Here is a 19,552-nt window from a genome sequence, read left to right as displayed (position 1 = left end):
AAACCCTAATTATCAGATGATTAATTTGAAAAGAAACCAACACAAAAACGTCAGCATGAAATTTCACACCCAAACCCCGCTCTGCTTCAAAGAAAATATACCTTCTCAGAGGAGCCTCATTTTTATGCGCGAACAGCGCCTTAAAAATACAGCGACGGCGAGAACGGTATATTTTCTCCCTAGAACGATATATTTTCCAGACAAACGTGTTTTATTTTCTGAATGTCATATAATGTAACACAGCAAACACTTTACCATCCAAGCTGTACTTTTAAAAATTCTTAAAAAATAAATGAAGCGAAAAATAAACCTGCTCCCCTTTGCCATCATCACTATACTGTTCTTTCTGTTAAACAGTTATGTATTATCCGGCATTCATACCCTTAGCAGCAATCCCATCATCACTCCCCTCTTCTGGACTTTTATATTTGTGGTAACTGCTGCGCTCATCTATTCCATCATCCGGATGCGCGACAATGGTATGGACATCTTTTTCAAAATAGCCACGCACGTCTTTCTTGTCTTATTTGTCAGCGAGCTGATTTTCATCCTGGCACTCCTGCCAGGGGATGCCTACCGCCTGCTGCTGGGCAAGCCCCGTAACATTTACTGGGTAGAATTTGCATTGGCCCTTTTTATTTTCAGCATCCTGATCTTTATCTACGGCATCATCAGAGGTAAGTATGCCTATCGTGTCATCAAACATACACTGTTTTTTGATGACCTGCCGAAAAGCTTCGATGGTTTTACCATTACCCAAATCTCGGATGTACATGCAGGCAGCTTTCAAAGCCCTCGGTCTGTACAAAAAGGGATCAACCTCATCAAAGCCCAAAAGTCCGATCTCTTTGTTTTTACGGGAGACCTGGTCAATAACAAAGCCGAAGAAATTAAGCCCTGGATCGGTCATTTCTCGCAGATCAAGGCACCATACGGACAATTCTCTGTGCTTGGCAATCACGATTATGGCGATTACATCAAATGGGAAAGCGAAGCTGTAAAACGAGCCAATCTGCAGCAGCTCAAAACCTATCATGCCGAGCTGGGCTTCAGGTTATTGCTGGATGAACATGTGGAAATCTACAAACATGGCGAAAAAATTATACTGGCGGGTGTAGAAAACTGGGGACTTGGCTTTGGCGAGCGGGGCGACCTACAAAAGGCCCTGACAGGTGTAGACCCCAATGATTTTAAGGTCCTCCTTTCCCACGACCCCACCCACTGGGATTCAGAAGTGAAAAAACTGCCCTCAAAAGTTCATTTGACCTTATCCGGTCATACCCATGGCATGCAGTTCGGCATCGAGGCCTTTGGTATCAAATGGAGCCCGGTTAAATACCGCTACGCCCACTGGGCAGGAATTGCCTCCGAAAAGGGCAGGTTCCTCAACATCAACAGGGGTTTCGGCTTTCTTGGATTTTCCGGCCGTGTGGGTATCTGGCCCGAAATTACCGTTATAGAACTGAAGAAAACCCGTAACTAATTTATCACAGAAAGGTTGTTTTCCAACAAAATGGGTATTGAATTGTTTAAATTCTATACTTTTGCACGCATACACTCAAAGTGTATACATAAAGCCTTAAATGGAAGAGAACAAACTAAGAGAAGAAACTTTGATCACATCTGCCGGTACTGACGATTTAAAAAGAGTATTTCAGGATAGAAAGCGAACAAATATTTTAAACACGGCCGAACAAAAAACCATCTCTTACCTGGTCACAAGGGTTCCTGATTTCATATCTTCCAACATGCTCACCTTTACCGGCACTTTTGGTTCTGTACTGGTTCTTGCGGGATTTATCCTGGCCACCTATCTGTTGGACAGGAACTATCTTTTATTAGGTGTGCTGGGCCTGGCCATCAACTGGTTTGGTGATTCTCTGGATGGCCGCATTGCCTACTACCGTAACATTCCACGCAAATGGTACGGCTTTTCGCTCGATATCATTATGGACTGGGTAAGTACTGTACTTATTGGTTTAGGTTATATGGTTTATGCCCGCAGTGTTTATGAACTCATTGCCTTTGTATTTGTAGTGTTGTATGGCTGGGCGATGATCATTTCCCAGCTTCGTTACAAGATTACTGACATCTACAGTATAGATTCCGGAGTGGTAGGTCCAACTGAGATCAGGGTAATTGTAGCCATCATACTCATCTTGGAAGTGATTTTCGGTCACCTGATCGAGTATTTCGCCGGCGGCATCTGTATCACACTTTTTGTCATCAACATCATTGATACCAGGAAATTATTGAAACTGGGCGACATCAGGGACGACCTGGAGCGAAAGACTAAAAAGAAGGCGGCTTAATGAGTAAAAAGAAATCTGTTTTTGTATTTGCCAAGGCACAGGTTTCTGCTTTTACAGGCGGGTTGCTCGATTACGGTGTGATGATTTTTTGCACCGAACTACTGCATATCCATTACACCATTTCAATAGCCATTGGCGGAATCATTGGTGCTATGCTTAACTTTTCGGTGAACCGCTACTGGACATTCAATGCCAACCAGGCCAACCACTCGCCGGTAGGCTTCCAGCTCGTTAAATTCATATTTGTTGTTGCAGGCAGCATTGCCCTCAAATCATCCGGCACCTGGCTGGTTACCAACGGCCTGCACATCGATTACAAAATCAGCCGCATCATGGTCGATATCATCGTGTCCCTCGGATTTAATTACGTCCTGCAAAAGTACTGGGTATTCCGGAAACAGCCAACCAAAGAACTGAACCGTGCCGATGGTTAATTGCCAATCCTGTTCTTCTCTTCCTCGTTGCTTTGCTCTATCTTTTTGTTTTTGAACTGCTTGCCCGAAGTTAAACTATAGCTTAATGACAGACCTATAGTCCTTGTAGGTCTTTTTTGATAAGATATGATACTGGTACCCATATAATTGGTATACTCCTGCTCTTTAAATGTGTTGAAAATATCAGTTGCCGACACACGCATCCGCAACCGGTTTTTGAGCACTTTTCGGGTAATCCCCAAGTCTACATAAAAAATATAACCCATTTTTGAATTGGAAGTCACATAAGGAGAAGCATAGTTTACGAACATGTCAAAATCAAAGAGATTTTTCAAAGTAAGCATCTGCATGGATTTTGCATAAAAACTGTACTGGTCTACCTTAAAATTATTGATCTCTGTAGCCAGGTGAAACAATACAATAGAATTACTGGATGTCCACCATTTAAAAAATTTAATTGGCGCATCTAACGTTATACCATAATCAGAACTGCTGTTAAAATTCCTGGGCTGATACTCAATCACGTGGTTGGCTATTGGGTTCACAAACTGCGCAATGCTGTTCTCAGTACGACTGTAATAAATATCTGCCGAAAAGCCGTTCCAGAAATTGTAACCCAGTTCTACCTTATGGGTATATTCCGGAAGCAGATCAGGATTTCCGGTCATCACTTCATAATCATTGAGCTGCAAACGATAAGGGTTCAGGTAATTAAACTGAGGGCGTTTCAACCTTCTAGAGTAGTTCAGGTAAAGAGCACTTCCGGTTTTTTCATTTAACTTTTGAACCAGGAATACCGTAGGAAACCAGCCAAGGTATTTTCTTGAAAAACGCTGACCAGAAGTAACAGAATTTCCTTTCATATAGGTTTCTTCGGCCCTTAGCCCCAACTTGATACTTATTTGATGAATGTTTTTTTCTAAAGTAAGGTAAGCCATCAAAAGATGCTCATTATAAATAAACTGGTTGCTGCTGTCATCATCTTTTATCCATTCATCCACTACAAAATCTTCGTTTAAGATGGTATTGTCCCTCTTTGCAGCCACATATTTAAGCCCGGTTTTCAGCTCCAGTTTTCCATTAAACCCTTTCGTATAATCGGCCTGTAGGGAATAAATATTGGTCAGGTTGGGAGTATTGTTCCTGTACCTCGAATTTTTTGAAGCATCCGTATAGCGCGATGTAAAATCGTTTAGTTCCGTTTTGCTGCTGCACACATAGTCGCCTATTACTTTAAGCATCGCACCCGCACTGTCCAGTCGCAGCAGGTAATTCAATGTAGCTCCGGTATTTTCAGGTTTGCGCACCCAGTCCGACAAAGCATTGCCATTAATCAGCTCAGCAGGCCTGCTTAACAGGATATCGGTTTTAAAAGTCTGCAGCATTTCACTGCCTCCGCCCATTACCTGTAAACCAAGCAACTGGTTTTTGGATAAGTCATATGCCAGACCAAAACGGTACTGGTTCCTACTATTGTTGTTGTAGCGATTGGTCCGTCCCGCATATGAGCTTTGGTCTGGGTAAGCGATATCAGCTGTTCCACCAATGTAATTACTTTTGTCCTTCACTGCCGATACATTGACCTGCGCATACAAGTTTTTAAGTTTATAATCTGCAGAAACCCCCGCTGCGTAGAAAGGCCTGTTTCCATACTTGTAGGCAGTACCTATTTGTCCGGAAAACCCGTCATTTCTCGATTTTTTTAACACAATATGAATGATCCCACCGGACCCTGCAGCCTCAAATTCCGACGGAGGATTAGAAATCACCTCTATCTTTTTAATGTCTTCAGACCGCAACGAGCGAAGATATTCGGCCAGCTGATCCTCAGACATCCGCTGCACCACATCGTTAATCATGACCATCACCGACTGGTTTCCCTTGATCTTTATTGCACCCTCGCTATTTACCCATATCCCCGGAGATTTTTGCAATACTTCCAGGCCAGTATTCCCATATGCCAGAGCACTGCCCTCTACATTCACAATGTAACGGTCTGTTTTCCTTTCTATCAACGGCCTGGATGTGGTAATACTCACTGTATTCAGCGTGTTCTGCTCTTCCGACAGCGCTATGGCAGCCAAGACAGCAGTATCCGGATATGCAAAATCAAAAACCAGTCCCTGGTATCCAACAGAAGACACTTTAAGTGTATATTTAAGTCCATTTCTAAACGGATAGGTCAGTTGAAAATAGCCGTTTTCATCACTGATACCCCCTCCCGTATATGCGCCGCCCTCCATAAGCCCGACAGAAGCAAAGGGCACTGCATTTTTTTGCCGGTCAAGCACCCTTCCCGACAAGGAAATCCTCTTCTCAGTCTCACCAGGTAGCTTTATAACCCTATTGCTGCCAATTACCAACAGTCGGTCCGACATCATTTTATAAAAAAGCTGCTTCTCAGGCAAAATTTTCATTAAAAGCTCAGCCACAGAAATTTTTTGTGCAATAATACTAACCAGCATCGTATCGGGCACTACCTCGTTGCTATAAACAATGCTGTAATCACAGGCCTCCTCAATCTGCCCCAGAATACGGGTAAGCGGTTGTCTGTGTGCAGACAACGATAGCTTACGGCTTTGGCCTCTGGCAGCAAGATTAGTGAATACCATCAGTACCAGTATCGAAAGCATGTATCTCTTCATCATGACTTATTTAATAATTACCAGTTTATTGTTGATGGTGTAGGTAAAAGGATAGGATAGTTTCAAGGCTTCGAGTGCTTGTTGTAAATCCTCCGCTGCAAAGGTTCCGCTAAATCTTTTATTTTTTAGTTCCTCCTTACGAATCTCTATCCGGATGTTGTATTTTTTCTCCAGTCTCAGGACAAGGTCCTGTAGCTTCTCTTTTTTAAACACCAGCGAATCCTGTATCCATTTTATATCTTGCAGCTGCTTATCAACAGGCATACGAACCACTTGAAAAGTTTCTCTGTTTAGCGAAGTCCCAACCAAAGCTATCAGCTTTTCATTTGGTCTAAGCAATACTGCGCCCGCTTTACCCCTATTACCCCGCACAGCAACCAAACCTTTGAGCAATGAAACCTCAATCCTGTCATTTTTCTGATAAGCCTTCACATTAAACACGGTCCCCTTTACCTCAATATTGATGTCACCTGCCTGAATAAAAAGCGGGATATCTTTGTTTTTAGCCACATCAAAAAAAGCCTCTCCCAGCAAGATTATTTTGCGGTTTTTCTTTCCAAAATTGTCATTATAGTGGATAGAGGACCCCCGGTTTAAGCATACCCTGGTACCATCATCCAATGTTTTAAACACCTTTTCGTCCGAAGTCGTTAGCTTACTGTAATTCAACGGTTCCTCCTGATTCAGCAAATTAAAAGTAAGGATGCCACAACTGAGTACAACGATCAAAGCAGCAGCAAATTTTAATAGAAATGATTTGGTAAAACGATCTCTTAGGGGCTGCCTGTTGTAATCGCATACTGCCTCAAAACCTTGCTGCTCAGCCAAGGCGATACGGTGCCAGACATGGCCTAGCTCCACGTTAACTGCAGCCCCTCCATACTTTAATTGCTGCCTGTTACGTTCAAAATAATCAGTCAGCCTCTCGGCAATCTGCTTATAATGTTCATCTTCTTCAATAATGCGTTGCAAATTTGCGGATTCTTTGATGGTGATTTCACCGCTTAGCTTTTTTGATAATAAGGCAAAAAAAAAGTGCTTTTTCATAACCAGTGGGCTTATATACTTTAAAGACACCAGATTTTAAACAAATACTTACGGCCCTAGAAAAAAAATAACAGTGGCAGATCAGACATAACCTGCTTTCTTGAAATTCGTTTTTGAGGATGGTAACCAAGGTAAACGCTCAGCTGGTCTGCAAGAACTTTTACCGCTTTATATAGCTGATTTTCTACTGTTCTGACCGAGATATTCAAGATCAGTCCAACCTCCTTGCTTTTTAAACCATCTTCCTTAATTAACCTGAAAATAATCCTGCGTTGCTCCGGCAAAGCTGCAATCGCATTATCCAGCAATGTTTCAAGTTCTCCACTTTCTATATCAGGTCCGTTGGTACCCTTTAGCTTATACACCTCCCCACCATCTTCCTCAACAGAAACATGAGCATATTTCCGGTTTCCCCGAATCAGGTTTAATGATGCGTTCTTAATGGCAACGTACAGGTAAACTTCAGGATTTAAAATACCTGCAAGCGTCTCACGTTTCAACCATAGTTTCACAAACAATTCTGAGGTAAGCTCTTCAGCAAGTTCCTCCTGCTTTACATATTGCAGCGAGAACATAACCAACCGCTCATAATACCGCCCAAACAATTCATTAAAGGCATGCTCTCTTCCTTCATGAATTTCAGTGAATAGTACGAGTAGTGATTTATCTGGCTTAAGCATTCTTTTGTCTTTTTAACCATTTCAAATGGAAAGATATGGTGTCATAGTTAATGACACCAAAATTTGAAGATATACTTATTCAAAGATAAATTTATGTATCCGGGAATCTTTTAAAGAAGTTTATGTGCTTTCAGGAAACTTTGTTCCTCTGCTGTAATGTGATCATCATCTATTGCCGGTGCCGCTGTAATTTTAGCGATTTGTAATTCATCCATAATGTCTACAAAATTCTTATAGCTGGAACCTCCCGTAGGTTTAACGATTATAAACAGTGTTTTCTTCGCATCATTGTTGTTCTTTAAAGCCACGACATTTCTGTTTCTGATAATCGAATTCCTGATCTGGCTAATGCCTTCAATAACCGGACTGCTTTTACCGGCCTCTCCCATGTACCAGGCCACTTTGTTATCTTTCCCCAATAAAATGGTCATACTCCTGGATGCCGGAACAGGCCCCTGATGTCCATCTTCGGGTTCATCGGGTTTAGCGATGTCCATTGCAATGGGCTTCGACAAGGAGGTGGTCAGCATAAAAAATGTAATGAGCAGGAAAGCCAGGTCTACCATTGCGGTTAAATCTACTCTGGGTGCCGCTTTTCTGGAAGTATTTAATTCTGCCATGATCTGTTGTTTTTAAGGTTTATACCTGATGATTTAAACATATGATGCCGGACTGCTGACAATTCCATATGGATAATATCAATTTTAAAAGCTTAATTTTACTGTTGAAACCCGCATCAGTTATTAATCAGATAATTTATGGTAACAGCAGACATTTCAGAAACATCCTTAAACGCATTCCGTATGGGGCTATCCAGATTTGTCAGCTTCAATGAAATAGAATGGGCAGCGCTTGTACCTTATCTTAAATCTGCCCGATTCAAAAAGAAAGACCATTTTACGGTACAGGGTGAAGTTTGTGAATATATTGGTTTTATCATCACCGGTTCTGTCCGTTATTATCATGTTAAAGACGGTCTGGAGATCACCGGCTATTTCAGCTTTGAGCACGACTTTGTAAGTTCTTACAAAAGTTATGTTACCCAGGAACCAGCTGCAGGTTATATACAAGCACTGGAACAAACAGAGCTGATCCTTATTTCACACAAAAATATGCTGCTCGTGCTCGCCCATCCGCTACTGGCTTACAAAATGGAACGTTTTGGACGGCTGGTAGCAGAATATTACATTTGCTGCTATGAAGACCGCATCGCTTCATTCATTACCCAAACACCTGAAGAATGTTATGTGCAGATGCTGGAAAAGCAAGGCGATATCATGTTAAGGGTTCCTCAACATTATGTAGCTAATTTTTTAGGTATTACCCCTGTTTCCCTTTCAAGAATCAGGAAAAGGACGTTACTGAACTGCTAAATTTCCTGAAATTCCCCCTTTGAATTCCTTATCTTTTGTTAACGTTTTTCGTCACAAACCTGCCTTATTTTTGTCTTATATAAAAACGGGAAAAATATGCACACCATATTTGGGGCCGGCGGGCCTACAGCAAACGCACTTACCAGAGAACTGCTGTTCAACAATCCAAATGAAACCATTCGGCTGGTTAGCCGTAGGCCGGTAAAAACCGGAGGTACAAATATTAGCTGGCAAAAAGCAGACCTGCTGAATTATCACGAAGTGTTGGAAGCTATAAAAGGTTCAAAGGTAATTTACATGTGCGCGGGATTGATTTACGATAAAAAAATCTGGCAGCAGCAATGGCCGGTTATCATGCAAAATTTGATCAATGCTGCAAAAGAAACCCAGGCCAGACTTATATTTTTCGACAACGTGTACATGTATGGCCTTGTTAAGGGGCCTATGCTGGAAACTACACCTTACAACCCGGTCAGTATAAAAGGTGAGGTGAGGGCAGGTATCGCTACAAAACTTATGGATGAAGTAAAAGCAGGAAACCTGCAGGCCACCATTGCCCGGGCTGCCGACTTTTATGGCACCGATTCGAAGAACAGTTTCCTGGATATGATGGTACTCGATAAATATGCCAGCAAACAAAGTGCACAATGGATTGGCGATCCTAAAGTATTGCACAATTTCACTTATATTCCTGATACAGGCAAGGCCATGTACCTTTTGGGACAAAATCCGGATTCGGGCAACCAAATCTGGCACCTGCCAACTGCTGCCCCGCTAACCGGAAAAGAATTTATTGAACTGGCCGCCAGCATATATAACGTAAAACCTGCATACAGCAGCATCAACAAATTCATGTTGCAAATGGTTGGCCTGTTTAAAAAAGTAGTGGCCGGCACCGTAGAAATGTACTACCAGTACAACCACGATTACCATTTCAATTCTTCGAAATTTGAAAGCACTTTCGGAATAAAACCAACCGCGTACAGTGATGGCATAAAACAAATGTCTGAAACCCTGTATAAAGCAAGGTAAGGGGCCATGTTGTTACCTGATAATGGAAAACTCGTACTGAATTTCCTGCTTAAAACTCCCTTCTACCGGATGCACTTCCAATTCCAGGGGAAAAGCTTTTAATGCGGGGTAGGGTGCCCGGTAACGGTCTGCTTCTTTTCCAATACTCAATGTTGCATTGCCGGAAAGCAGTTTGAATTTGAGTTGTCTATCACCTGCAGTAATCAAGACTGTATGCACATCAATTCTTGTAAATGCGGTTCCTTTATAGTTGATAACCGGTTCTATGATTTTCACAACAGGTCTGGCATCGTGGTAAACCAGGTTAATCGTTTTTATTACTGAACTGTCGGAAAAGAGATAATCTAGACTATAACCAACACCTCCTGCCAGCCAGTTCTTATCTTTCAATTCGCCTGTAGCCTTAACTTCAAACCTATCGGTTCCAACCTGGGCTCCTTCTATCCTGCTGTCAAACTCAAAAAGATTGGTGAAATACCCCAGGCTGTCAGTATACTCAATTCTGGGGGTTAAAGATTTTATGCCCGGGGCTTCGGGAAAACTCATGGGCTCTGGCCTGGAATATTCCGTTACACTAGAAGCCGTTAAATATCCATGGTCTTTTACCCATAAGTTGGAGATAGCCCCTCCTGCGGGACGGTACATGTATTTGCTTTTTGCACCTGCCTTGTAATCCTTGTATCTATAACCAGTAATGGTTGCCATAAAATTTGCGGTGCGGAGCTGGATGACATCCATGGTCTTGAAATGCTTCATCCAGCCTGTTTCTTCTGTAGGTAACCGGGCCTGCATGCGATTGGGTTGTGTTTCCAGTTCCCAGGCCATAGCCAGGTTTTTCGCTTTGGTAAAGGTTGGATAGATACAGGGTGGTTGGGTCATCACCGCTTCGTGATGGGGACCGTAGGCGATAAGCCCACTGGGCAGGATGTTTTTGCGCAGGTACTGCAGGTTTTTTAAGGACGCCATACCATACCGCGGATCTTCATTGGCATAAAGGGAAAATAAAACCTGGCAGCCATCGGAGGTAGCCCCGCCATAGGTAGTCCATTTATTGGAACGGATGCCCCATGAATTGTCCAGCGAACCATCAGGGTAAATGAAATAAAGATGAGATTTAAGGGCATGCTTAACGGCATTGTTAACCAGCGTATCGTAGTTTAGCTTCGAGTAAAAACCCAGGCCCCATAACGACATCTCCATACTATAGCCCAGGTCGGCCCCCAGCTTATTGGCATGGGTACGCCCCCCCTCTCCGTTTAAAAAGCCATCCTCATCCATTTTTGAGACCGTACGGTGCGCTAACTCCTTCGCCCTTTTCCGGTATTTTTCATCGTTAAAAAACAGACCTGCCTTAGCCAGGGTAGCGCAGGTGGTGGCTACGTAATTGATGCTCGCAAATTCGGGGCTCATTACCCTGTACAAATAGTCGACGGCCTTGCGGATGGCCGTGTTCCAGATGGTCTTTTCGGCTGTATTTAAATGGCTTTCCAAATGACCCCAGGCCAGCATCAGCATCAAGACCTGATCTGTAGTTGTACCAGTCCATTCTTCGGGAGTTTCTTTCCAGCTGCCATCGGTTTGCTGCTGTTTAATGAGCCAGTTACCGGTACGAATGGCAGCCTCCAGATATTGGCGCTTGCCCGTAATTTTATAAGCGATGGCAAGTGGATATACCGCCTCCGAGGCCCGGGTATGCAATACCTGGTCGTAGTCGCATTTCAGTGCGCCAAAATCCGGGTTTTTCTTGTCCTTTAGCTGGTGTTGCAGCAGCACGTCGGCCAAACTAACCAGTGTTGTGGCATATTCCTTTTTAAGATCTGTATTTTGCGCCTTGCTTTTTAAAGAAAAGACAATAGTCATCAAAATAAGAAACGGAAATTTTAATTTAAATCCTGTCATGCCTGTATGGTTTTATTTCCTCAAATGATAGGACGTGGTATTGTTAAAAGTAGTGATTTCGGGCTGATCTGTAAACACCTTTACTGTGATGGTGGAAGGCAAGGCTCCCGGGTTTAACTTGAAACTGATGTTTTTCCAGCGTGGCTGCAGGTCGTTTGGCGCTGCTATATGTGCTATTGCGCCAGAATTGATCTTTTTTTTGCCGTTCCATAGTTCTACAGTAATGTTCCCGGCATCTGCACTTCCTACATTGTGCACCCTGACCTCCAACTGCCCGTTTACAAATGAAATGTCGCGGGCTGCAAGTGCTATATCGGGAATGGGGTCTGCTGTTTCTTGCCGCCCCGCTTTTACCTGTTCTACACGGATGGCCAGCAGTTTGTTGGACGGCACCTGTAACTGCAATTGGTTGACCCTTTCTTTCAATACAACTATGCGCTCAGTTATATCTGCATCTATTGTTCCATCATCGTTAAGGTCTGTTCCGCTCCTTAACCTGTAAACTCCGGGTTCGAGCAGCCAGGTCTGCATGATTACGGTACGCGCTGCCCCAAAATTGTACAGGGAAACGGACGCCGATCTGGTATCGCCCTGCCGGACAAAAACGCCCATATCCGGACCTGTATTTTTCCAGGTGGCCACAGCAGAGGGGTATTCGTATCCTGAACCGAAATGGCCCGTATACATCCCAAAAAGCAAGTCACTTCCCGGCACATATACCCTGTCGGTATATTTAACTTCTGTGGTTAAAAGCGGTAGGTTGTATCTCAATGAACCCAACACTTTTTCCAGTCCTTCGTTAACTTCCTGCATCTTTTTGCTGATACGATATTTATTGTAAGGATTACCATAACGGGTAATCAGCTGGTTGTATTTACTGGTGTTGCCTACCTGTCCCGCCATGGCAAATACATCGGCCATAGGATTATCTACCGCGCCTTTGTCTACCCCACCCTGCAGCAGCACCTGTTTTGCCCAATTTATTGAACCAAACTCAGGGTTACCGGGCAGTTTTTCAAGGGCTGCCTGTTGCATCAGGTGGTAACAAAAATCTACAGGTTTTAAAAAAAACCTGTTACCGGTAATACCATACATGCCAATGAGCTGGGCATACATTTCGTTAATATGGCCCAGACTTTCCCATTTGTAGTAGTCGTATTCCAGGCCCGGATCGTACCACTTGCCGGTATGTGCAGCTATGCCATCATCGGCAAAAGCAATCGCCGCAGGCATGAGGCCGGCAGGTTTGCCCCCATCGGAACGGGCAGCATCTTCCAGCCATGCATTACCCCATTCGGTAAACAGCCTCATTAGTGTGGGATTGCGGTTATACCAGGCGGCCCAGAGGCCGGGCAATACCGCCCTTGCATTTAAGGGTACATCCACATTCATAGGTGCCTGCTCCAGTACTTCGGTAGCAGAAAGGTAACAGGATTTAAAGTGCCGGTGCCCTTTGGGCGTGATACCGGTCCACACCTTTTCGAAATTCTGCATGCTGATCATGCAGCGTTCTATATATTCCGGATCGCCATAGCTGATCATGAACATAGACGGATGGGTATCCCTGAACAGTTCGGCGGAATGTTCCACATCATCTATTTTTTTAGCAAAGCCCCGTTCCAGGATCCCACTGTTCCAAACACCATCGGCAAGCCTGATGTATCCTTTTTTGGCAAGGGTATCATCGGCACCCAAAATAGCAGGCAGCCACCAGCGTAAGATTTCAACATCGTCACCGTATTTACCGCCCAATTCCCCATTGGGTGCCTGCCTTTCGTTTACCCACCAATGGATTACCTTCAGCATTCTATGCATGGCTTCGCGCTGTTTAACGGCCCATTGGGGCACTTCTTTGGGATTGGGAAGCCGCTGAACTTCGAAAGGTACTTTTTCACCCAGATACATCTTAATCAGTTCTGCATCTGGATATTTCTTTTTAAGGATGCTGAAGTACTTTTGCGCGGCAGCCTCATGGTAGGGGTCGTAGTCTTCCCGGTTTAGCCAGTAATGTATTTTTGCGAGGAGGTAAATGGCTTTATCATATAAAGGATCCTTTTCTGAAGTAGCAACCTGTTCCAACAGGTCTGCCGCCAGGTACATCCTGAAAGTAAAATTGATACCAGAACTTTTGGCTGAGGCCGACCAGGCACCCAGATCGTAATAGTGTAAAGCCCTCAAATACCTGGTTGTAAAATCACCTCCCAACCGCTTCACAGCCATTGTATCCGGTTCAAAACCTCCACTACCGCTGTATTGCCTGTTCAGGGGCCTGAATTCTATGTTTTGAATGGCCACCAGGGTATTGGAAGTGATCTTTACAATGGCTGTTCCCTTATTGATCTTTATGGTTTTGTTTACACTTTTAATAGGAATCCGATACCATGGCGTCACAACTGAACCTGCGATCAATTCATTATTGCAGTAAACTGACTGTTTCAAAGGTTTTTCCGAATTGTCGCCCAGGGTAAGTGTTAAAAGGTAATCCCCGTTGGGCAGGTCGGCTTTAAAAACCAGACTGTCTTTGCCCAACACCCCATCCCGGTTCAGGTCGTTGTTCCATTTTCCGGCCAGGGTATCAAAAGCAGTTTCGGGTTTATTTAACCACCCGTAGCCCTTTTCCTGGCTATATGTTGTGGCAGGCTCAACTCCGGTATATCCACCTTCAACAGGCGAAGTTGCAGTTCCCATATCATACAGGTGGCTCTTTTTCACAGCCGGGCTACAGGAAAGCAGCCCTGCTAAAAATACCACTGTTATGCGCTGCTGTATCTTCATTATTTAAGTTTTGAAATTTCTATACCCGCCGTAATCACCGCACCTAATCCGCGCGGGTCATTGTCTATGGTCTTCCTTTTCATATAAAATTCGTCATCATCACCAAGCTCCGTACCCTGGCAAATGCCATGCACAACCCCGTTCTCGCCTATCTTAGATTTAACTGCTTTCCAGCCTGCAAAGGCATTTTTTCTGTAACTGGTACTTAGCCAGCCTTCCCTTACCCCCCTGGCCAGGGCAAGTGTAAACAAGGCCGTACAGGAAGTTTCTTCATAAGAATCGGCTCTGTTGAGTACCTGGCACCAGAAGCCGTTTTTGTTCTGATAGCGGACTAAAGCCTTCATCTGCTGTTTAAAATTGCTGAGCAGCTGTTTGTAGTCGGGATGTGTTTTGGGCAGCTTTGCCAGCAGCTCTGCATTGGCCCAGGCAATCCAGCCATTGGCACGGCCCCAGTAAGCGGCCGATTGCTGTTTGGTATGGTCGAACCAGGCATGTTTATATAAGCCTGTTTCGCTGTTAAGAAGGTATTTTCTGAAATTCAACGCCTGTCTGGCTGCATCATCATAATACTTATTGTCGCCTGTAATTTTCGCCATCTGCAGCAGGAAGGGTACGCCCATGAACAAATCATCGGCCCATACCGTAAATTCAACAGGTTCAGGCCGGCAAAAAGTGCCGTCTTTTAACCGTACCTGCCCCTGGGCCACATACTGTCCCACAGGCATCACAAGCGCAGCTACAGCCGGGTCCTTTTCTTTTAAATACCATTCGGCAAAAGGAAGTATGGGTGCCCCGGTATCATCCAGCATCGTGCGGCGGAAGACCCGGTGATAACTGCCACGCCAGGCAAAAAGAGAATTGTACTGGTAGCTGAAATAAGGCAGCTGCTGTAAGGTAAAATCGATATACTGTTTTGCAAAGTCTGTATACTTCCCGACCTTATCGAGCGCCATAATGCTCCATACCATTGCCCCATGGGAGTAGTGCCAGTCGGTATAAGGGTCACGCTGATAAGCCGCAGTGGCCGGAGTTTGCAGTTCGGGAAGAAAGCGTTGCGGATTTTTAACCCAGTTCAGTACAGTATTTCCGTTCATGAGGTAATCCGGCGTTTCGTTTTCCGGGTTTGTTTGCAACCTGCTGTTGAGCGGCCCCAGGAGCATCCAGGCACTGTTCTGATTGTCGTCTTTAACCGCGGAACTGAATTTTGCGGAAGCATTCAGATCTCCCGATCCGGTTACCGGCATTAAAAACACTACAGGAATGGCATTTGCGGCCAGATTGTAAACAACCGTTATCTCATTATCACCCTTTTTCAGCTCAGCTGATAAACGCGTATTAAAAGTAAAGCGGTTATAGGAAAGCTCTTTGGGGATCTGAATAGCGGAACTTTCGCCTTTGTACACCTGCTTTTTATTGATCCAGATGCTGATGTTCCCTGCATAACTTAAACCAAAGCCCACCGTAGTATCGTTAATGGCTGTAAGCTGGCTCCTAGCATAAACCTGCTGCCCTGATGAGGCTGCCAGGCTTCTAAAATCGATCACCTGCATCCCCAGCACATCTTTCTGCAGCACCAGGTCGAAGCCAAAACGGGTATCGGCGATGATCTTGCCGGCCACCTTTCTGGCTACAGCAAGGCCATCGTTCTGCTGTGCAGGGGAGGGCAAGGCCATCGCCATCAGCAATCCTGTTATTGAAAATATCCTGCTCAATACATTCATAGGCCCGGCAATTTAAAGGACAAGTGAAGCACTATCCTGGTCTAAAAATAAAGTTGCATCAGCGTGGTTCCTCAGGGAAGTAGAGGGGTATCTGGCGCTGATATTTTCAGTAAGTGTATACTTTATTGCCTGGGCTTTATTTTTGCCCGGCACCATACAAAAAATGTGTTTAGATTGTAATAAGGCCGGAATGGTTAGGGTGTACGCCCATGAGGGTACCTCAGCAACGGTTGAAAAACATCCATCGTGTACCTGCTGCAGCTTGCAGGGCTCATCAAGGTCGATAATCTTGACAAGCACCGGATCGTTAAAATCGGCCACATGAGGGTCATTGAATGCCAGATGCGTATTTTCTCCGATCCCCATAAACGTAACATCGGGTGGCATTTGCTCCAGCAGGGCTGCATAGCGCCGGCTTTCGGCTTCGGTATCATCACCCGTTTCATTCAGGTAGTATACCTCTTTCAGCGGCAGCTTTGAAAAGATTTTTTCATTAAGGAAATTTCCGAAGCGCTGTGGATGGCTTACCGGTAACCCAGTATACTCATCCATATGAAACGCATTTACACGGTTCCATGCAATACCTTCTTCCAAAGCAATAGCCTCTAGGAATTCCAGCTGAGAAGCGGCAGCAGCAAAAATGATATTGACTTCATCTTTGTGCTGCAGTAATTCCCTGAGGCAATGCGCTGCCATTACGGCAGCGCTGTTCCCCATTTCCCTCCTTGTTGAATAGATTTTAACTTTTAACTGGTCTTTTAAAAATTCCTGAATCATCATGTTTAATAGCGGTACTTTAATCCGGCACGTGCCGAGAAATCATAAAATGTATTGGTAAAAATGCGGGAGCGGTTGCCAAAATATTCTACCTGTGGTTTATTGGTCAGGTTTACACCCTCAGCATAAATGGTCAGCCCTTTTGTAATGCGGTAAGAGGCATTTACATCCAGCTGGTAGCGTGCGGCCCTGATCACATCAGTTTCATCATTTGCTCCCAGTGTAGAAGTATAGGCGCCATTATAGTTCAGATTGCCTTGCAAGGTAAAGCCCTTCAAGGTATAGGAAACAGATCCGTTGGCGGTATGATCGGCCTGTCCAGGCAATCTCAGATCTTTTCTCAGCTGTGCATCAGCTTTTGAGTGGGTATAAGTATAATTTGCATAGAGGGAAATGCCTTTTAATATACCTGGTAAGAACGTCAAATTGGTTTGTGCATTTAATTCAACTCCATATACTTCTGCATTGTCTCCATTATAACTTTTAAAATATTGGTAGCCCTTGTAAGCCGAGGCATCCGGAAATTCAGTACCGTTTAATTTTACCATACTATTGTATTGAAACTTATTGATACTTTTATAAAAACCACCGATAGAAAGTATACCCAGATTGCTTAGATACTGCTCAATGGATAAATCGTAATTTGTTGCAGATGCAGGTTTCAGATCCGGGTTTCCATCGGTTACTGTCTCAGCAAGTATACTCACTACCCGGCTTGGCATAAGGTCATTAAAATTAGGTCTGGAATAACCAAAAGATACCGCGCCACGCATTACGGTGTTCTTTGTCAAATCATATTTTCCCTGCAGGTTTGGCAAAAATTTTGTGTAATTGTATTTTGAATTCACCGGTACCGAAGAAGTAAGGATACCGTTAATATCCTGGTTTACTATTTTGGCATCATAATCCACAACAGTCCTTTCTACACGTAAACCACCCAGTAACATAAATTTATTGAACTGGATCCTGTTCATTAGATAACCTGCTACAATATCTTCTGTAGCATCATAAAAATAAGAGTCGATAGATACCTGAGTAAGATTGGTACTGGTATTAAACAGTTTAGGATTATTGCGGTAAAAATCGATAGTACCCTGTCTACTTACCCCGAGGCCAAAAGGAATATGACCGTCCAGAAAATCAGCAGACACCTCTTCATCACCTTTAAAATTGTTCAGGTTTCCTGCCGCTGCAGTACCGGCATAGTTGGCAACAAAGGTACTGTTAACAGGTCTGAAACGCTGATTGTGCATGCGTTTCATTTTAGCCCCCATTTTAAAATATGCATCATTTTCTCCAAGCTTATAAGGAAGCGTCAGGTTTAATCGTGCAACAAAGTTGGTTCCCTCGGTGTTGAAGTTGTTCGCTTCAATGGTGTTATAGGTGTATAGTGCAGCATTGTTCTTGGGATCAGTAGCACCGGTAGCCTGGATATAATCGCCAGAGATCTCAGAAATTGTCATAGGGACATTACCGGTTATGTAGTTGTACGCATAAGCCTGTTGATTAAACTGGGATTTTGTATAGAAAAGTCCGCCGTCCAGTTTTGCTTTTCCCAACAGGGTTTCCCCTTCCAGACTTACATTAACACTGCTGTTAGCCATTTGCCTGTCTAACAATTCGTTGTACCCCCTACCCCGGCTAGTGGTATATACCCCATTGTTCAGCGTGGTGTTGGCAGTTTGCATCCGCGTGCGTTTACGGTAGCGCGTTGCATCATTATCCAGGCTATTGAAAGTCAGATTAGCCACAATGGAAGTGGTCGGACTAAAATTGTAATCTATCGTTGTGGTGGCCCCCATACGGGTACGTTCATTTTCCAGGTAAACCAACCGGATATCTGTTGGAAAATAAATACTGTCCTTATTACCGGTAAAATCTTTTTTCTGCCAGGCTTGTGCGTTGATCTCATCATAACCATTGATAGTCTTATAATAGCTACCGGAAACAGTAATACCCAGCCTGCCATTTGGCAGGTCATCAGTTGCGCCATAACGACGACCAAAGCTGATATTTCCAATGCCATTAGATTTGTCGCGCAGTTTGTTGTAACCGCCGCCCAGATCTACCGATAATTGCGGTTTTAAACTAATGGCGGTTGGTGTTTTCAGGTTGATGACCCCGGCAATCGCATCCCCATCCAGATCAGGGGTTAAAGTTTTAATGACCTCCATAGAAGCCAATACGTTGGCCGGAACCAAATCCAGTTGTGCATTACGCTGTCCCTGTTCCTGGGTACCCATGATCTGCTCTCCATTGATATTGATATTGGTATAACCGCCCGGTGTACCACGCAGCTGAACAGTAGAACCTTCCCCCTGCTCGCGGCCAATGGTTACGCCCGGCAGCCTTTGCAGCGATTCGGCCACATTCAGGTCTGGAAAGCGGCCCATCAGGTCGGCCGAGATCACCTGCTTGATGTTATCGGCATTTCTTTGCTGGTTGAGTGCCTTTTGCTGGCCTTCCATTACACCTGAAACGGTTACGCCTTTCAGGGCCACACTACTGCTTACCAAACGAATGTTGTGTACCAGTGTTTGTCCTGCCTTGAGCTCTACGTTGCTTTCAAGCGGACTAAAACCCATATAAAATACTGTGACCGTATAATTGCCCGGTTTAAGATCATTCAATTGAAAATCACCCGTAGTGCTGGTAGAGACACCTTTATTGGTGCCTTTAATTTTAACAGAGGCACCCGGCAGGGCACCCCCCTGTTCATCAATCACTTTACCCCTGATGTTGCCCGCGGTTTGTGCATATGCGGGAATGCCGGCGGCCGCGGTTGAGATGACAGCCGCAAATATCCACATGAGATACTTAAAAATAGTTTTTTTCATAACAAGTTCTTTTTGAGTTT

The 19,552-nt window shown here is 44.2% G+C and carries 14 protein-coding genes; 5 read left to right on the top strand and 9 right to left on the bottom strand.

Annotated features, from left to right (window positions below; all coding sequences use genetic code 11):
- Positions 1–292 precede the first annotated feature (292 nt).
- The 3 genes from ABIE26_RS17495 (at position 293) to ABIE26_RS17485 (ending at position 2,746) form a co-directional block, all read left to right on the top strand.
- Positions 293–1,483, top strand: coding sequence for a metallophosphoesterase (locus ABIE26_RS17495; protein WP_310144270.1), 1,191 nt, complete (start codon positions 293–295; stop codon positions 1,481–1,483).
- A 100-nt stretch (positions 1,484–1,583) separates the two neighbouring features.
- Positions 1,584–2,312 (top strand): CDP-alcohol phosphatidyltransferase family protein, encoded by a 729-nt coding sequence (locus ABIE26_RS17490; protein ID WP_310144268.1) that lies wholly within the window; start codon positions 1,584–1,586, stop codon positions 2,310–2,312.
- Positions 2,312–2,746 carry a GtrA family protein gene (locus ABIE26_RS17485; protein ID WP_310144266.1) on the top strand — a complete coding sequence of 145 codons (435 nt, stop codon included), beginning with the start codon at positions 2,312–2,314 and terminating at the stop codon, positions 2,744–2,746. The genes ABIE26_RS17490 and ABIE26_RS17485 overlap by 1 nt, the downstream gene beginning before the upstream one ends.
- Here ABIE26_RS17485 and ABIE26_RS17480 read toward each other — a convergent pair.
- The 4 genes from ABIE26_RS17480 to ABIE26_RS17465 form a co-directional block, all read right to left on the bottom strand.
- On the bottom strand, positions 2,743–5,394 hold the full coding sequence (locus ABIE26_RS17480) for an outer membrane beta-barrel family protein (RefSeq protein WP_310144263.1): 2,652 nt from the start codon (positions 5,392–5,394) through the stop codon (positions 2,743–2,745). The genes ABIE26_RS17485 and ABIE26_RS17480 overlap by 4 nt on opposite strands.
- A gap of 3 nt (positions 5,395–5,397) precedes the next feature.
- Positions 5,398–6,438: a FecR family protein gene (locus ABIE26_RS17475; protein WP_310144261.1), complete on the bottom strand. Its 1,041-nt coding sequence runs from the start codon at positions 6,436–6,438 to the stop codon at positions 5,398–5,400.
- Positions 6,439–6,494: 56 nt separating this feature from the next.
- Positions 6,495–7,118 (bottom strand): RNA polymerase sigma-70 factor, encoded by a 624-nt coding sequence (locus ABIE26_RS17470; RefSeq protein ID WP_310144259.1) that lies wholly within the window; start codon positions 7,116–7,118, stop codon positions 6,495–6,497.
- Between the two features lie 110 nt (positions 7,119–7,228).
- Positions 7,229–7,738, bottom strand: coding sequence for an ExbD/TolR family protein (locus ABIE26_RS17465; RefSeq protein WP_310144257.1), 510 nt, complete (start codon positions 7,736–7,738; stop codon positions 7,229–7,231).
- A gap of 138 nt (positions 7,739–7,876) precedes the next feature.
- Here ABIE26_RS17465 and ABIE26_RS17460 point away from each other — a divergent pair, with 138 nt between their 5' ends.
- Together ABIE26_RS17460 and ABIE26_RS17455 are read left to right on the top strand one after the other, a co-directional pair.
- On the top strand, positions 7,877–8,491 hold the full coding sequence (locus ABIE26_RS17460) for a Crp/Fnr family transcriptional regulator (protein ID WP_310144254.1): 615 nt from the start codon (positions 7,877–7,879) through the stop codon (positions 8,489–8,491).
- A gap of 96 nt (positions 8,492–8,587) precedes the next feature.
- The gene (locus ABIE26_RS17455; RefSeq protein ID WP_310144249.1) at positions 8,588–9,523 is read left to right on the top strand and encodes an NAD-dependent epimerase/dehydratase family protein; all 936 of its coding nucleotides are present in this window, start codon (positions 8,588–8,590) and stop codon (positions 9,521–9,523) included.
- 12 nt (positions 9,524–9,535) lie between these two features.
- On the opposite strand, the gene ABIE26_RS17450 is transcribed toward ABIE26_RS17455, so the two are convergent.
- Genes ABIE26_RS17450 through ABIE26_RS17430 form a run of 5 tightly spaced genes read right to left on the bottom strand, consistent with a single transcriptional unit; the run spans position 9,536 to position 19,532 of the window.
- Positions 9,536–11,422, bottom strand: a complete 1,887-nt coding sequence (locus ABIE26_RS17450; protein ID WP_310144246.1) for a hypothetical protein — start codon at positions 11,420–11,422, stop codon at positions 9,536–9,538.
- A 12-nt stretch (positions 11,423–11,434) separates the two neighbouring features.
- A complete protein-coding gene (locus ABIE26_RS17445) occupies positions 11,435–14,197 on the bottom strand; it encodes a hypothetical protein (protein WP_310144244.1) in 2,763 nt (920 codons plus the stop codon).
- A complete protein-coding gene (locus tag ABIE26_RS17440; RefSeq protein ID WP_310144242.1) occupies positions 14,197–15,918 on the bottom strand; it encodes a glycoside hydrolase family 88/105 protein in 1,722 nt (573 codons plus the stop codon). Before ABIE26_RS17440 ends, ABIE26_RS17445 begins: the two co-directional genes overlap by 1 nt.
- A 12-nt stretch (positions 15,919–15,930) precedes the next feature.
- Positions 15,931–16,698, bottom strand: a complete 768-nt coding sequence (locus tag ABIE26_RS17435; RefSeq protein ID WP_310144240.1) for a 6-phosphogluconolactonase — start codon at positions 16,696–16,698, stop codon at positions 15,931–15,933.
- 2 nt (positions 16,699–16,700) lie between these two features.
- The gene (locus ABIE26_RS17430; RefSeq protein WP_310144238.1) at positions 16,701–19,532 is read right to left on the bottom strand and encodes a TonB-dependent receptor; all 2,832 of its coding nucleotides are present in this window, start codon (positions 19,530–19,532) and stop codon (positions 16,701–16,703) included.
- Positions 19,533–19,552: the final 20 nt, after the last annotated feature.

Source organism: Pedobacter africanus (genome assembly GCF_040548825.1).
Classification (GTDB): domain Bacteria; phylum Bacteroidota; class Bacteroidia; order Sphingobacteriales; family Sphingobacteriaceae; genus Pedobacter; species Pedobacter africanus_A.
Note: the sequence above shows the minus strand (reverse complement) of the source record. Positions and strands in the feature narration are given on the sequence as shown.